Source organism: Mycobacterium asiaticum (genome assembly GCF_001673365.1).
GTDB lineage: Bacteria > Actinomycetota > Actinomycetes > Mycobacteriales > Mycobacteriaceae > Mycobacterium > Mycobacterium asiaticum_A.
The window spans coordinates 25,484-41,696 of the sequence record NZ_LZLS01000065.1 but is presented as its reverse complement, the minus strand read 5'-3'; the positions used below and the strand labels follow the sequence as shown (position 1 = coordinate 41,696).

At 65.0% G+C, this 16,213-nt stretch carries 7 protein-coding genes and 2 pseudogenes; 3 read left to right on the top strand and 6 right to left on the bottom strand.

The window, feature by feature from the left end; all coding sequences use genetic code 11:
- Window positions 1–2 precede the first annotated feature (2 nt).
- Window positions 3–8,111 carry a type I polyketide synthase gene (locus A5634_RS07105; RefSeq protein ID WP_081290248.1) on the top strand — a complete coding sequence of 2,703 codons (8,109 nt, stop codon included), beginning with the start codon at window positions 3–5 and terminating at the stop codon, window positions 8,109–8,111.
- A 1-nt stretch (window position 8,112) separates the two neighbouring features.
- Here A5634_RS07105 and A5634_RS07100 read toward each other — a convergent pair.
- Window positions 8,113–8,604, bottom strand: a pseudogene (locus A5634_RS07100) (alpha/beta hydrolase); the annotation flags it as partial.
- A 157-nt stretch (window positions 8,605–8,761) separates the two neighbouring features.
- On the opposite strand from A5634_RS07100, the gene A5634_RS07095 reads away from it, so the two are divergent.
- Window positions 8,762–8,986 carry a long chain fatty acid-CoA synthetase Faa4p gene (locus A5634_RS07095; protein ID WP_065143349.1) on the top strand — a complete coding sequence of 75 codons (225 nt, stop codon included), beginning with the start codon at window positions 8,762–8,764 and terminating at the stop codon, window positions 8,984–8,986.
- Here the strand turns inward: A5634_RS07095 and A5634_RS07090 are convergent.
- The 4 genes and pseudogenes from A5634_RS07090 to A5634_RS07075 form a co-directional block, all read right to left on the bottom strand.
- Entirely contained in the window at window positions 8,976–11,486 is a 2,511-nt protein-coding gene (locus A5634_RS07090) for a glycogen/starch/alpha-glucan phosphorylase (RefSeq protein ID WP_081290247.1), read from the bottom strand. The genes A5634_RS07095 and A5634_RS07090 overlap by 11 nt on opposite strands.
- A gap of 50 nt (window positions 11,487–11,536) precedes the next feature.
- On the bottom strand, window positions 11,537–13,783 hold the full coding sequence (helR, locus tag A5634_RS07085) for an RNA polymerase recycling motor ATPase HelR (RefSeq protein WP_065143348.1): 2,247 nt from the start codon (window positions 13,781–13,783) through the stop codon (window positions 11,537–11,539).
- 111 nt (window positions 13,784–13,894) lie between these two features.
- Window positions 13,895–14,218 (bottom strand): annotated as a pseudogene (locus A5634_RS07080) (DMT family transporter).
- Between the two features lie 47 nt (window positions 14,219–14,265).
- Window positions 14,266–14,901, bottom strand: a complete 636-nt coding sequence (locus tag A5634_RS07075; protein ID WP_065143347.1) for an HD domain-containing protein — start codon at window positions 14,899–14,901, stop codon at window positions 14,266–14,268.
- 99 nt (window positions 14,902–15,000) lie between these two features.
- On the opposite strand from A5634_RS07075, the gene A5634_RS07070 reads away from it, so the two are divergent.
- Window positions 15,001–15,438: a DoxX family protein gene (locus A5634_RS07070; RefSeq protein ID WP_065143409.1), complete on the top strand. Its 438-nt coding sequence runs from the start codon at window positions 15,001–15,003 to the stop codon at window positions 15,436–15,438.
- Between the two features lie 11 nt (window positions 15,439–15,449).
- On the opposite strand, the gene A5634_RS07065 is transcribed toward A5634_RS07070, so the two are convergent.
- Window positions 15,450–16,208 carry an LppU/SCO3897 family protein gene (locus A5634_RS07065; RefSeq protein WP_065143346.1) on the bottom strand — a complete coding sequence of 253 codons (759 nt, stop codon included), beginning with the start codon at window positions 16,206–16,208 and terminating at the stop codon, window positions 15,450–15,452.
- Between the last annotated feature and the right edge of the window lie 5 nt (window positions 16,209–16,213).

Below are 16,213 nucleotides of genomic sequence, written 5' to 3'. Positions count from 1 at the left end.
CCGTGCTTGAGCCTTTTATCCCTGCTGTGCTGCGTAGACATGCCCGTCTGCGGCCCAATGAAACAGCATTCACCTTCATTGACTACCAGCAGGACCCGGCGGGCGTTTCCGAAAGCCTGACGTGGTCGCAGGTGTATCGGCGGACGCTGAACGTGGCACGGGAACTACGGGCTCACGGGTCTGCCGGTGACCGCGCTGTGGTGCTTGCGCCCCAAGGACTCCACTACATCGTCGCGTTCCTGGGCGCCCTGGAAGCAGGTCAGATCGCCGTTCCGCTGTCGGCTCCGCAGGGCGGTGCCACTGACGAGCGAGCCAGCGCAGTCCTGCAAGACGCGTCGCCGACTGCCATTCTCACCACATCGTCGGTGGCCAGCGCGGTCGCCGAGTGCATTGAGCCCGGCGGTCCGGCGCCGGCAATGATCGAGCTGGATTTGCTGGATCTGGATGCCGAGCCTCCGCCCGTTGAGCAGCCGGATGACTGGCCGGAAATTGCGTATCTGCAATACACCTCCGGTTCTACCCGCACCCCGGCCGGAGTCGAGCTCACGCACAAAAACATGTTGGTCAATATCGACCAGATCATGTCCGCTTATTACCACGAGGAAGGGGGAGTTGCGCCGCCGGACAGCACGATCGTCTCGTGGCTGCCCTTCTTCCACGACATGGGTTTGATTGTGGGAATTGGTCTTCCGGTCGCGGCCGGAATTCCCGCCGTGCTCACCAGCCCGCCGTTCTTCCTGCAGCGGCCGGCGCGGTGGATGCAGTTGCTGGCCACCGCAAGTAATCCGTTTACGGCAGGGCCGAACATCGCCTTCGAACTGGCGGCAGCCAAAACAACCGACGACGACCTAGCCGGGCTTGACCTCGGGCATGTGCGCCACATCCTCAATGGCGCCGAACGCGTACAACCCGCCACCCTCAAGCGCTTTGCCAAGCGATTCGCGCCCTTCAACCTTCCACCCAAGGCGCTGCGACCCTCCTACGGGCTGGCGGAAGCCACCGTGTACGTCACGACCCGCGAAGCTGCCGAGCCACCAGCGGTGGTGTACTTCGAAACCGACGAACTGACCGCCGGCAACGCCAAGCAGTGTGCGCCCGGCGAGGGAACACCGCTGGTCAGTTACGGCAAACCGCGGTCGCCACTTGTCCGCATTGTCGACCCCGAGACCCGCATCGAGTGCCCGCAGGGCACGGTCGGAGAGATCTGGACCCTGGGCGACAATGTCTCTACCGGCTACTGGCAGAAGCCCGAGGAATCCGAACGCACCTTCGGGGCCACCGTGGTCGATCCCTCGCCCGACACCCCCGAGGGGCCGTGGCTGAGAACCGGTGACCTCGGCTTCCTCTTCGACGACGAGATGTTCATCATCGGCCGCATCAAAGATCTGCTGATTGTCTACGGGCGCAACCACTCTCCGGACGACATCGAGGCAACGATCCAGCAGACCACGGCGGGCCGTTGCGTGGCGATCGCGGTTCCCGGCTCCGACGGCGTTGAGAAGCTGGTCACCATCGTCGAGCTCAAGGTACGTGCCGACTCCGAAGAGGCTGCTGCGCAACAGATTACCGCCGTCAAACGCGAACTCACCTCATCGATATCGAAGGCGCACGGCCTCAGCGTCGCGGATCTCGTTCTGGTGGCGCAGCATTCGATCCCGCTCACCACCAGCGGCAAGGTCAGACGACGCGAGTGCCTGCAGCGGTACCAGCGCGACGAGTTCACCCGCATCGACGGCTTTACCCGTCGGCCGAAGCCCAGTGCGGCGCAGGAAGCCAAGGAGCACACCGGGACTGAGACAGGGCTAGCCCAGCGGCTGCGCGCGCTTCGCCAGCAACAACAAGACCTGCTGGTGGGGATGGTGTGCGAGCAGGTGGCCACGGTGTTGGGTCGACCCAGCCCTGACGACATCGACCCCGAGTCCGCGTTTCAAGACTTAGGATTTGACTCGGTCAAAGCTACCGAGTTGCTCGACCGGCTAAAGACCGTGACGGAGCTGGATCTGCCACCCACCCTGGCCTTCGACTATCCGACCCCGGCCGAGCTGAGCACCCACCTCGGACAGTTGCTAGGCGGGTCGGCTGCGGTGGCTCCGCAGGTGATTACGCGCGAGGCGGTAGACGAGCCGGTCGCGGTGGTGGGTATGGCGTGCCGGTTCCCCGGCGGCGTCGATTCGGCAGCGGAGCTGTGGGAGCTGGTGGCCAGCGGCACCGACGCGATGAGCGGATTCCCGACCGATCGCGGCTGGGACCTGGCCGAATTGTTCGACCCAGACCCGGACGCGGTGGGCAAGACCTACGCCCGCGCGGGCGGATTCCTGGCGGGTGCCGCCGGGTTCGACGCGGAGTTCTTCGGGATCTCCCCGCGGGAGGCTCAGACGATGGACCCCCAGCAGCGGGTGCTGCTGGAGGTTTGCTGGGAAGCGTTGGAAACCGCACGGATCGATCCGGCCACCTTGCTGCGCTCGCAGACCGGTGTATTCGTCGGGGCGTGGTCGCAACCGTACGGCGCGGGTGCCGGCGACAGCGTAGAGGGATACGCCATGACCGGCCTGTCCACCAGTGTGGCCTCCGGACGGGTGGCTTATGCGTTGGGCTTACAGGGCCCGGCTATCACCGTGGATACCGCATGTTCTTCGTCGCTGGTGGCCACGCATCTGGCGTGCCAGTCGCTTCGGAACGGGGAAAGCAACCTCGCGCTGGCCGGCGGCGTCACGGTGATGACCACGCCGATGGTGTTCACCGAGTTCGCTCGGCAACGCGGGCTGGCTGCCGATGGGCGCTGTAAAGCCTTCTCCGCCAACGCCGATGGCACCGGCTGGGGTGAAGGTGCCGCGGTCCTGGTCCTGGAGCGACTCAGCGACGCCCAGCGCAACAACCACCCGGTGTTGGCGGTCATCCCGGGATCGGCGATCAACCAGGACGGCGCCTCCAACGGGTTGACCGCCCCCAACGGACCCGCCCAGCAGAGCGTCATCCGTCAAGCGGGAGCCAACGCCGGTATCGGGCTCGATGAGGTCGACGTCGTAGAGGCACACGGCACCGGCACTACGCTGGGCGATCCGATCGAGGCCGGGGCCCTGCTTGCGACCTACGGCGCCAGCAGGGATCCCGATAATCCGCTGTATCTCGGCTCGATCAAGTCCAATATCGGTCATACCCAGGCCGCTGCCGGTGCCGCCGGGCTGATCAAGATGATTGGAGCACTCAACCACGACCTGTTGCCGCCGACGCTGCACGCCGATCAACCCAGTCCGCATATCGACTGGTCGGCCGGGGGAGTGCGGTTGCTCACCGAGGCGGCGCCCTGGCCGGCCGCCGATCGTCCCCGCACCGCGGCAGTGTCCTCATTCGGGATCAGCGGCACCAACGCGCACGTCATCGTGCAACAAGCTCCCCCCAGCCTCCAAGAAGCCCCCCAGGAACTCTTGGAGCACGCCGCACCTTCGCCGTTGCTGCTGTGGCCTATTTCGGCGCGCAGTCCCAAAGCCCTTGCCGCACAAGCACACCGATTGCGCGAGTACCTGCGTGATCGACCCGAGGTCGGGCTGGCCGACGTGGCCTACAGTCTGGCCACCACGCGGACCCCGCACCCGTATCGGGCCACTATCACCTCATACCTCGGTAGCGAGGATCCCCGCCAAGACTTGCTGGAGGGCCTGGACGCGCTGACCGCAGACCTGCCTCATCCGCGTCTGACGCGACATCACAGTCTCGGGCACCAGCTGCCCGCGGAAACGGTGTTCGTCTTCCCGGGCCAAGGCGCCCAGTACGCCGGCATGTGCATGGAGCTCTACCAGCACCACCGCGTTTTCGCGCGCAGTCTCGATGAGTGTGACGAGGCGCTGCGCCCCTACACCGGCTGGTCGGTGCGCGACGTACTACGCCAGGATCCCGCGGCGCCGTCGCTGGACCGCGTCGATGTCGTACAGCCGGTGCTGTTCGCAATCATGGTGTCGCTAGCGGATTTATTGGCTTCCTACGGAATCATCCCGGACGCGGTGATCGGGCATTCCCAGGGCGAAATCGCCGCCGCCTACGTCGCCGGTGCGCTCTCCCTCAACGATGCCGCCAAGGTCGCCGCACTGCGCAGTCAGGCGATCACCGTGCTGTCGGGCAGCGGCGGTATGGCCTCGATTGTGCTTCCCGCAGAAGAGGTTCGGCCGCGGCTGCAACGCTGGGACGGTGCGGTGAGCATCGCCGCGATCAACGGCCCTTCGCACACCATCGTCAGTGGCGAACCTGCCGCACTCGACCAGCTCACCGAGGAATGCGAACGGGACAACATTCAAATACGCCGCATCGCAGTCGATTACGCATCGCACTGCGCCCAGGTGGAGCAGCTGGGTGACCGACTCCGCGAGCAACTGGCCGGGTTGACCGCGCAGGCCTCGCGTATTCCGCTGTACTCCACGGTGGACAGCGCGCTATCGGGTCATCCGCTCGACACCACCGAGATGGGGGCCGACTACTGGTATCGCAATCTGCGTGAACCAGTGCGGTTCTACGACAACATCGCCGCGCTGCTCGGTAAGCGCGAGCACGTATTTGTCGAACTCTCGCCGCACCCGGTGTTGGCTGCGGCGATCTCCGACACCCTGGTCGGTACCGCCGACGGCGCGGGGTCGGCAGTGATCACCACGTTGCACCGCGACCGAGCCGACCTCGACACGGTGGGCACCACGCTGGCTCACCTGCACAATCACGGGAAATCCCCGTCCTGGCAGGCTCTTTATCCCGATGCCCACGCCGTCGGGCTGCCCACCTACGCCTTTCAGCACCAGCGGTACTGGACGGCGCCGACCGCGGCGACCGCTGTCAGCGGACCCGCCGAGGGCGCGCTGTGGAAGGCCGTCGACGACGAAGCGATCGACACGTTCGCACAGGTATTGGGGTTGAGCGACACCGCGGATCCGGCATCGCTAAGTGCGGTAGTGCGCGCCTTGCGACAGTGGCGCGGCGATCTCGGGGCGCGATCAGCGGCGAACCAGTTGCGCTACCGGGTCACCTGGCAAACAGTGACGCCTAACACCTCCCCGTTGACGCGTCGTCGCTGGCTGGTGTTGGCCTTCCCGGAACAAGCCGACGACGCATGGATCACCGGCTTGTCGGCACGGTACGCCGACGCTGTGGAAGTGCTCACCGTTGACCCCAATGACGTTGGCAGAGAGTCGTTGTCCGCGCTGTTGAAGACGGCCACCACGCGGGCGCACTGCGATGGAATCGTCTCCTTCCTGGCCACAGACGAGCGTCGGCATCCCCAGTTCCCCGGAACATCGATCGGTCTGATCTCGACACTTGTTCTCGCGCAAGCTCATTGCGACTCCGGCCTCGGAATACCGTTGTGGGTCATCACCGAAGGCGCGGTTTCGGTGTCCAGCGATGATCGTCCCGCGAGTCCGGCCCAGTCCGCGGCGTGGGGGCTGGGACAGTCGGTCTGCCTCGAACACCCCGACCAGTGGGGCGGATTGGTCGATCTTCCGGCTACGGCGGCTCCGCGCGACATCGAGCAGCTGTACGCGATTCTGAGTTGCGCGCAATCCGAAGACCAGCTCGCGATACGTCAGCAGAGCGTGAGCGCGCGTCGCCTGGTCGAGGCGCCGTTGTCCGCAGAGCGCCTCGAGCGGGCCGGAAAGTGGAATCCCACTGGGGCGGCGCTGGTCACCGGCGCAACGGGACGGTTGGGCAAGCACATCGTCGGGTGGCTCGCCGACGCGGGTGCCAATCCCATTGTGCTACTGAGCCGTAACGCCGCAGAGCATCCGCAGACAGCCGAACTGCGCCAGGAACTGCAGTCCCGCGGCGTGGCAGTGGCGGCGATATCGGTCGATGTAAGCGACCGGTCAGCCCTGGCAACCGCTCTCGACGACATCCGCAGCGCGCATGGGCCCGTCAGAACCGTGGTGCACGCCGCAGCGGCCATTGGCTGGAACGCCGTGTCGGACACCACCGTTGAAGAGCTCGCCGACAGCTATGCCGCCAAAGCGGTGGGTGCCGACAACTTGGTGGAACTGCTCGAAGGCGACCCGCCGGAAACCTTCATTCTGTTCTCCTCTGGAGCGGCGACGTGGGGAGGTGCGCAACAAGGCGCCTACGCCGCCGCCAACGCCCACATCGAGGCGCTGGCCGGACGGTTGCGCAGCACCGGGTGCACGGCGGTGGCACCCGCGTTCGGGTTGTGGGCGGATGAGGCCAGCAATATGCCGCGCGAGGTTCTCGACATCTTCCAGCGAATCGGGCTGCACCCGATACCACCCACTGTTGCGCTGACCGGACTGCAACAGGCCATCGAGGCTGACGACACGTTCATCACCCTTGCCGATGTTTCGTGGGATAAGTTCGTGCCCGCGTTCACCGTTCGCCGGGCACATCCACTGCTGACCGAGTTGGCGTCGCGCTTGGATGCCGGGGAAGCCACGGGCCCGGGGTCGGACACGACCGAGTCGGGGCTTCGGGACAAGCTGGCCGGTCAAACCGCGGCTCAACGACTCGAAACGTTGACCGCCTTGGTGGCCAACGCCACGGCTACGGTGTTGGCGCACCGCGACCCCGACGCCCTCGATACCGAACAGGCATTCAAGGACCTCGGCATCGACTCGCTGACCGCCCTGGAACTACGCAACACTCTGGGTGCCCAAACCGGGTTGACATTGCCGGCCACCCTGGTCTTCGAACACCCCACGCCGACCTCGCTCGCCGGCCACCTTGCCGAGCTACTCGCCGCCACCGCGCCGGCGGTCCCAGCGGTGCAAATCGCCACTGCAGCTGACGAGCCGGTGGACAATCTGCTCGCGTACCTGGACCAGGCCGCGTTTCTCGCGACGCGAGCGGTGCACGGCGCGCTGATTCAGGTGACCTGGATCTATGACCGCGGTGCCGATCTCGATGGGCTGCGGCGTTTCCACCAAAACCTCGGCTCCGGCATGTTCGGTCGCACGGTCGAGCGGTCTCCGTTGCCGTTTGCCCGGGATCGCTGGGTGTTGTCGCCGAGGTCGCAGGACATGGACATCGCCGCAACGCCGCGTCCCCGCGACGAGGTGAGCGCATGGGCCGACGAGCGTGGCCGGCTGCCCATCGACCCGGAGTGGGGTCCGGGCTGGCATCTCGGGGTCCTGCCGCTCGACGACGGGGGTACGGCGGTAAGTCTGGTGGTTTCGCATGCGGTGGTCGACGCGATGGCGTTCGGCCAGGCGATCGCCGATGCGGCGGAAGGGCGGACCCACACCCTGCGCTACCCGCCGGCGGGATCACGCACCCGCAGACGCGCACTGCGTGAAGATTTCCGGCAGTCGGTCAAAGAACTGCCCGACGTGGGGCGGGCGTTGGCTGCTGTGGCCCGGCGGGCACGCCGCGACCGCAAAGAGCTCACCACGACGATGAGGGCGGCACCACGTTCACCGAAGGCGCTCAGCGACGATCAGACCATCGAGATGCCTGCCCTGACGGCGTTCGTCGATCTGGCCGAATGGGATGCTCTCGCGAAAACCCTTGGTGCCAGCAGTCATTCGCTGGTGGCAGGAGTCGCGTGCCGACTGGCTGTTCGGGTGGGACGGGTCAACGACGACGGAGCTGTCACCTTGCGCCTGGTGGCAAACCTACGGACCAGCGGTGATATCCGCGGCAACGCGATCACCGCGGTGGACATCTCAGTGGACCCGACTCCAGCGGCAACCGACCTTCGGGAAATGCACCACAAGATCACCCAGACGATCCTGGAAGCGATGGACAACTCCGACAACGAGTGGCTGGCGCCGCTGCCGTTGACACCGCTGACACCCAAGCGGGTCGTGCGCAGACTGTCGGGAGTAGCCGCCGGTGGCGCCACGCTGCCAGTCACCGTCTCCAACATTGGTGATCTGCCTGCGGCGGTGAACCGGCCCGATGGCACGGACGCCGATCATGCCCACATGCGACCGTTCGAACCCGGCATGAAGAAGAGCACTCTGGAGGGCATGGGTGGACAGCTGCTGCTGGTGTCCGGGCGCGCCCGCGGCAAAATCTTCATCAGAATCTCCGCGTACCTGCTCGACCGGACGAACACCAAAGACGAACTGCGCGAGACTATTTTGAGTACCTTCGCCGAATTCGGTCTGACTCCGGAGATCGACTGGTAGCTCAGTTCAGCGAATCCCGGAATGCGTTGAGGGCGGCCGCGCCGCGGCCCGGATCTTGCACCATCCACCAATGCCCAAGGCCCTCAAGGACTTCGGTGCGGGCGCCGGCCCGGTCGGCGGCGCGCCGCCGGGTCGTCTCGCCGCCGATGTACGGGTCCTCGGTGGCCAGCAACGACAAACCGGGCCGCGTGGCCGCATTCTCAAGCGCACGGCCGGCTTCGGCCATCGCCGGTTGCCGCGCGGAACGGTAGAGCAGCAGGATGGCCCGACCCATCGCTTGATTCTGTTGTTGGGCGATCGCGGTGGCGATGTCGGGCGGGATGCCGAGCGCGCCCAGCTGCGCGGCGCGGTCTTCGACGGTGCCGCCCAGCATGGCTTCGACCAGCTGCTCGCCGTCGCCGGGTGTCTGCCAGACCTGGGCCATGTCGTGCCAGACGTAATCGGGGTCGTAGAGGCCCAGCACGTCGCTGGCCCAGCTTACAAGGGGCGAGGGCAGGTTACAGCCTAGGAGCCATAGCGCTGGATTAGGTAAAACACGCAAGTCGGATTAGTCTTGCCCGCGGTCCGTCATCGACTCAGGAACAACACCTATGCCTCTTCAGCCCACGCTGCGCCGCCCGCATTCGCCGCGCAGGGGTCGTACTCACCGCGTGAATCATGTAACTGTCGGCCAGTGCTTCGACATCGAGGTCACCCGGGACTCGGACGGATGGGTGGTCCGGATACCCGAGGTCGACGGGGTCGCCCGGACGACGCGCCGGGCCGCGGTGGAGTTGGCGGCGCGCAAATGCATCGCGGCTCGGACCGGCATCCCCATCGGTTATGTGGCCGTGTACGTCACGAACGAGGTAGGGGCCGGCAGCCTCAGATCTTGACGGTCAGCGGCCAGACATTCCAGATGTCTTCGCAGTACTCGGCGATGGCGCGATCCGAGGAGAACTTTCCGCTGCGTGCGGTGTTCAGGATTGACATCTTCGTCCACAAATCCCGGTCCTGCCACGCCGCGCTGACCCGATCCTGACACTGCACGTAGGACTCGTAGTCCGCGCAAACCAGGAACGAGTCGTGGTAGCGCAGGTTGTCCACCAGCGGCAGGAACACCTCCCGGTCGCCATGCGAAAACGTCCCGCCCTCAATCAAATTCAGCACCGCGCGCAGTTCGTCGTTGCTTTCGATGTAGTCAGCCGGGCGGTAACCGCTGGCCTTGAGCGCTTCTACTTCGTCCACGGCCAGCCCGAACAAGAAGAAGTTTTCCGGGCCCGCCTCTTCGCGGATTTCGACGTTGGCTCCGTCAAGGGTGCCGACGGTCAGCGCGCCGTTGATCATGAACTTCATGTTGCCGGTACCGGACGCTTCTTTGCCGGCGGTCGAGATCTGTTCGGACACATTGGCGGCCGGATAGATCAGGTGCGCGTTTTGCACGTTGAAGTTGGGGATGAACGCCACCTTGAGGCACTTGTTGACGTCCGGATCGGAGTTGATGGTTTCGGCGACGGCGTTGATTAGCTTGATGATCCGCTTGGCCAGGAAGTAGCCGGGTGCGGCCTTGCCGCCAAAGATGAAGGCTCGCGGTGGAATTGCGATCCCAGGGTTCTGCTTGAGCCGGTAGTACAGCGCGATGATGTGCAGGACGTTGAGATGCTGGCGCTTGTACTCGTGGATGCGCTTTACCTGAATGTCGAAGAGCCACTCCGGGTTCAGCTGCACGCCGGTGGCAGAGCGGACGAACGACGCCAGCCGAGCCTTGTTGTTGCGTTTGATGTCACGCCACTGTGCCCGGAAGGAGGAGTCGTCGATGAACTGCTCCAGGCCGCGCAGCCGGCCCAGGTCGGTCAGCCAGTCCTCACCGATGGTGCGGTCCAACAACTCCCGCAGTCCGGGATTGGCCAGCGCCAGGAACCGTCGTGGCGTGACGCCGTTGGTCTTATTGCTGAACCGTTCCGGCCACATCTGGTAAAAGTCTTTGAGCACACTGTCTTTCAGTAGCTCCGTGTGCAGTGCGGCGACGCCGTTAATGGCGTGGCTACCGACGGTGGCCAGGTGCGCCATCCGGATGTTCTTGCCGTTGTCCTCGCCGATCAGCGACATCCGACGCACCCGTTCGGAGTCACCGAGAAACCGGGTGCGAACTTCGTCGAGGAAGCGGCGGTTGATCTCGTAGATGATTTCGAGGTGACGCGGCAGCGACTGGCCGAACATGTCCAATGGCCAGGTTTCCAGGGCCTCGGGCAACAGCGTGTGGTTGGTGTAGGCGAACGTCGCCACCGTGATCTCCCAGGCATCTTCCCAGTCCAGGTGGCGCTCGTCGATCAGCAGTCGCATCAGCTCGGCGACACCGATCGAAGGATGAGTATCGTTGAGCTGCAACGCGAATCGCTGGGGAAGTTCGCGTACCGACACGTCGGCGAGGTCATCCATGATGTGCAGCACGTGTTGCAGTGAGCAGGACACAAAGAAGTGCTGCTGCAGCAATCGCAGCCGCTTGCCGGCCTCCGGTTCGTCATTGGGGTAGAGCACCTTGGTGACCGTCTCGGACGTGACCTCGTCCTCGACCGCCCGGTAGTAGTCGCCGGTGTTGAAGGCGTCCAATGCGAACGACTTGACCGCCCGCGCACTCCACAACGTCAAGACGTTGCAGGTATTCACTCCATAGCCCTGGATGGGCGTGTCGTAGGCGACGCCCTTGAGCATCAGCCCGGGCACCCAGCGGGAGTGCTCACGCCCGTCGTCATCGGTGTAATGCTCGACGTGGCCGCCCCATTTCACCAAGTAGTTAACGTCGGGTTTTGGTATTTCCCACGGGTTTCCGCTGTCCAGCCAGTTGTCGGTCTGCTCAACCTGCCACCCGTCGTGAATCTCCTGGTCGAAGATTCCGAACTCGTAGCGAATGCCATAACCGATGGCCGGACGTTCCAGGGTGGCCAGTGAGTCCAGATAGCACGCGGCGAGGCGACCCAGACCGCCGTTGCCTAGGCCCGGTTCCTCCTCACAGGCCAGGACTTCGTCATAGTTTTGGCCCATCGCAGCAAGTGCCGCTTTGGCCGCTCGCTCCATCCGCAGGTTCAGCAGGTTGTTGCCCAGTTGCGGACCCATCAGGAATTCAGCCGACAGATAACACGTAACCTTGCGGCCGAGATCGAGCGAGACCTGCGTCGAGGCCACGCGGCGGTCCTGCATCCGGTCGCGCACAGCCAGCGCCAGCGCACGGTAATAGTGCTCGGGGCGCAGCGCGGCGGCCGGACGGCCGATCGAATAGCGCAGATGGTCGGCGATCGCGCGCTGTAGCGCAGGCGCCTGCATGCCGGTGCGGGCGGGTTCGACCAGATGCGCGGTGCCCGTCGTTGGGCCGGAAGCGGACGGATCGACATCAACCATCGTGGATCCTCTTCCCTAGAGATTGCTCCGCACAGCCGAGCAACCGGCCGTCAGTCTGGCTGTGATGTTTGCACATTCGCCGCGCTTTCGCCTTCGGACCGTCTAGGTTCGAGTCCGCGCAGTGCCGACGGCAACGGGCCCTGGTGCAGGACGCCAAGGCGGGCAGTGGCGCGGGTGAGGGCGACGTAGAGTTCGGCCGCACCGCGCGGGCCGTCGGCGAGGATGCGTTGGGGGTCCACCACCAACACCGCGTCGAACTCCAGGCCCTTGGTGTCCGACGGTGCCACGGCCCCCGGCATACCCGGGGGGCCGATCACCACGCTGGTGCCCTCACGGTCTGCCTCTTCGCGTACGAAATCGTCGATGGCGCTGAGCAATTCGCTCGAGTTGAGTTTCTCAGACCACGGTTTGACGCCAGCGGCTCGCACCGATTCCGGTGGCACCACATCCGGGGCGAATTCGGCGAGCAGCGCCGATGCGACGGCCATGATCTCGGCCGGGGTGCGGTAGTTCACCGACAGCGACCGGTAGACCCAGCGGCCGGGCACGTAGGGTTTGAGCATCGCGTCCCACGACGTCGCCCCAGCCGCCGACCGCCGCTGCGCCAGATCGCCGACGACGGTGAAGGACCGCGCCGGGCAGCGCCGCATCAGCACCCGCCAGTCCATCTCGGACAGCTCCTGGGCCTCGTCGACCACAATGTGCCGGTACGTCCAATTCCGGTCCGCCGCAGCACGTTCAGCGAGCTCTCGAACGTCGCGTTCGACGAAGCGGTCGGCCAGGTCCTCGCCGTAGATCAGATCCTGTGCCAGCAGTTGATCCTCGTCGTCCATGAGGTCTTCGCGGCTGACCATCAAGTCCAACACGCCCGCGGCGTAGGCGGCCTCCTCGCGCTGCTCCTGCTCGGCGATTTGCCGAGCGCGCTCGGTGGCCACCTTGTCGACCCCCAGCAGGTCGACAAGTTCGTCGAGCAGCGGCACGTCCGACACCGTCCACGCGTCGCCAACCTCGCGTAACAGCGCAGGGTCGGCGCCCGCGGCCTGTAGCCGCTCGGGGGAGGAGAGCAGCGTGGACAACAACTCTTCCGGAGTCAGGATCGGCCACAACTCGTCGAGCGCGGCGTTGAAGGCATCGTTGTCCGCGAGCTCCTCGATCAGCTCGTCGCGAAGCTTCTCCCAGGCGTCCCGGTCAGACCGGGTCAGCCATCCGCGACCAATCTTGGCGATAGCGCGTTCGGTCAGTACCCAGGTGACGATGTCGGTGAACGCCGCCCGGGCGGCGTTGTGCGGCAACCCGGTGGCGCACGCTTCCTCCCTGGCCCACTGCGCCGTCTCGGCGTCGATCCGCAGCTCGACGTCAGACAGCTTGATGCGCAACGGATCTTCCGGTAGCCGCTGCCGGTCGGCGATCGCTGAGCTGAGCACATCCAGAATTTGCAGCGAACCCTTCCGGCGGGCGACATCGGGTTCGTCCTCCGCGGTGATGCGCAGACCGGGTACCAGATCGCCGGTGGTCATGAACACCACGGTGGATTCGCCCAACGATGGCAGCACGCGGCTGATGTGGTTCAGGAACGCCGGGTTTGGCCCGATCACCAGCACTCCGTGACGTTCCATCCGCTCGCGTTGCGTATAGAGCAGGTACGCCACCCGGTGCAGCGCAACGACCGTCTTGCCGGTGCCCGGTCCGCCCTCGATGACCAGCACGCCGGAATGGTCGAGACGAATGATCTCGTCCTGTTCGGCCTGAATGGTCGCCACGATGTCGCGCATCTTGTCGCCGCGCGGGGCGCTGATCGCAGCCAGCAGGGCAGCATCAGTTGAGCTGCCACTCTGGTCGCCCTCGCCGGGTCGGCCGAGGACGTCGTCGGTGAAATCGACGACCCGGCGGCTCCGGGTATGGAACTGGCGGCGACGCCGGATGTCCTCGGGATTGGCGGCGGTGGCTGTGTAGAAGGGGCGCGCGGCGGGGGTCCGCCAGTCGAGTAACAACGGTTCGTACTCGTCGTCCTCGTCGAGCAGACCGATGCGGCCCACGTAGGACCGCTTCCCGGAAACGCCGTCCAACCGACCGAAGCACAGGCCGTCGTCGGCGACGTCCAGTCGCTTCATCCGGCGAGCCAACGCCCGTACCTCGACGTCGCGATCCATCGGCGTGTCACTGTCTTCACCCCGCAGCGCGGTGCTGTAGCGGGCCTTGGCTCGTGCCCGCTCGGCATCGAGGCGTGCGTAGAGCGTGTCGACATAGGCCTGCTCGTGCCGTAACTCGTCCTGGTAACCCGTACTCGTTTCCCGCAATTGGTGATCCCCCTGACGTCCGGGCAGCCGTTCGGGCAGCTATTGTGCGCCACCCCCCGGGCCTTGCCGCAAGCCCCCGCCACCGGGTTATGGTGGAAGAAATCAGGTCGCTCAGTGGGCACCGCCGAGATTTAGCGTGACCACGCCGGTGATGATCAGCGCAACGCCGACAATTTTGGCCGCCGAGAGCGGGGAGCCGAGGAATAACACCGCGATCACGACGATTGCTGCGGTGCCGATTGCCGACCACAGCGCATAGGCGATATCGGTCTGCATGCCGCGCGAGATGGACAGTGCGAGTAGCGCAAACGAGACGTGTTAGCAGAGCAGGCAGACTACGGTCGGCCACAACCGGCTGAACCCGTCGGTGCCCTTCAGCAAGCTGGTGGCGACGACCTCGGCGAAGATTGCGACGAATAGAAACAGGTAAGCCACGCTTCATCCTTTCGTGTACACACGCACACTATTGGATGAGCTGAGGACTACCGGCCCCAGCGACTATGTGCGGCAAGCTGTTCGAGCAAGGTGATCCCGTTGTCCCGGCGTTCGCGTAATACTTCGCCGCCCATCGTGTAGGGCTGCCCGGCTTCGGGACTGCGTTGTGCTTGTGCCTCGATCGCGTCCATCAGCGACTTGGCCATCGACAGGCGTGGATACTTCCCGTGGATCGCCGCGGCGGCCTGTTCCTCCACGAATTCGGCATTGCGGCCGAAGTCGATTCCGACACCGCCGTTGACCAGATAGCAGGTCGGCCCGCGTCGTTGTGCGATACCGAACGAGCTGTGCAACGCGATGGCCTCCCACACGGCGTCCACCTGGGCGCGATCGCAGCCGTGCTCGGTCAACAACGTTGCAGCCAAGTCGGCGCCTTCGACCTCGAAGCGTTCCTTGCCTTCGGCGGCGCTACCCGCGCCGAGATCATGCAAAACGCTGCCCAGAAACAGAGTTTCACTGTCGTAATCCGATCCTGGGTGCAATCCGTCATGCGCGGCGAGCAACTCTGCGAACAGATAGCTGCGCACGCTGTGGTTGAACACCGATGTCGACTCGGTAGATTGCGCGAATTGTGTTGCTGCCCGGGCAACCTTGGTGTCGATGAGCGTTGGAATCGTGTGCATGCACCGACGTTAAGAGTTTGGCCCGCGTGGGTGTGAGTGGCTCAGCAGACATCGATCCCACAATTTGAGCCAAGCGATATCAGCCGTACGGTGGACCTCATGACGACCACTCTCAACCACCGCCTCGCCGCATTTTCCCCGGCGGTGATCAGCCTGTTCCGTCTGGTGTACGGCACGCTTTTCGCGGGGTTCGGTTCGATGATCCTGTTCGGCTGGCCGATAGCGCCGGGGCATCACGTCGATGTCCTGGAATGGCCGGGCTGGTATGCGGGGTTGATCGAACTTGTTGCCGGGCTGTTGATTGCGTTCGGGTTATGCACTCGCATAGCGGCTTTCGTCGCCTCCGGCCAGATGGCGGTCGCCTATTTCTGGATGCACCAACCGCACGCGCTCTGGCCGATCGGCGACCCGCCGGACGGTAATGGTGGCACGTTGGCAGTCCTTTTTTGCTTCGCCTTTTTCCTGCTGGTCTTTTTGGGGCCGGGGCGTTACTCGATGGACGCGCTGCTTTCCGGAAAACTCCGCCGGAAGTCGTAATCGACTGTGCCTCAAACGATTCCCTGGGTACGCTCGGTACAATACGTCCGCTTGGGCTTGGGGAATGAGACACCGTGCGTGCCGGAAGGGCAGGCAGACGTGTCGGTGGTGTTATCCACCCGTTTGACGACGCGAATCACCTTGCCGCTGGCGCCGCAGCCCACCGTACGGACCGTCTCGTCGTTGCGTTCGGGTGTGTAGCAGTGGCCTTCTATCAGGTTGGGCAAAAAGCAGCGGCGCACACCGTCGTGTTCGACTGAAAGATAGCTGCTGCTAACGAGTTTGCCGTCTGGGCAGTTTCCGTCCGAGCCGACTTTCGTCGCATATTCCAGGACCGCTTCAGGATCCTGGCAGCTTGTCGGCTGCCACCAATGCCGGTCGACCGCATCGTTGGTGAAGCAGTCGCCGACCGCCAGGTGGGAACTGCGGCCGACAACCACCGCCATTGAGCCGATGATGCCCAACGCACCCACGGCGAGCAGCACGATGCCGCTGATGATCAGACCGGTGCCGGCCTTGGGTGGCTGCGGGGCCCTCGGCGGGTAGCCACCCGGGGCATATCCCGGAGCGCCCGGCGGGTATCCCGGAGTCGGAGGGTAGGCCGGGGGATAACCCGGGTAGCCGGGCACCCACCCTCGGCGTGTCCGCGCACGATTGCGAACCCCAAGGATCAACAGCGTTAGGCCCACGGCCGGCAACACCAGCGCACCGATAACCGCCCCCGCCATCGCGGCACCACTGGTGGAGTCGGCGAGGTGAGCGACGATCATGGTTG

Bases quoted from the DNA above. Each gene is read 5' to 3' on its own strand.
- A5634_RS07090 (WP_081290247.1), bottom strand. From the start codon at position 11,486: ATGGTTGATGTCGATCCGTCCGCTTCCGGCCCAACGACGGGCACCGCG.
- A5634_RS07075 (WP_065143347.1), bottom strand. From the start codon at position 14,901: ATGCACACGATTCCAACGCTCATCGACACCAAGGTTGCCCGGGCAGCA.
- A5634_RS07070 (WP_065143409.1), top strand. From the start codon at position 15,001: ATGACGACCACTCTCAACCACCGCCTCGCCGCATTTTCCCCGGCGGTG.
- A5634_RS07065 (WP_065143346.1), bottom strand. From the start codon at position 16,208: ATGATCGTCGCTCACCTCGCCGACTCCACCAGTGGTGCCGCGATGGCG.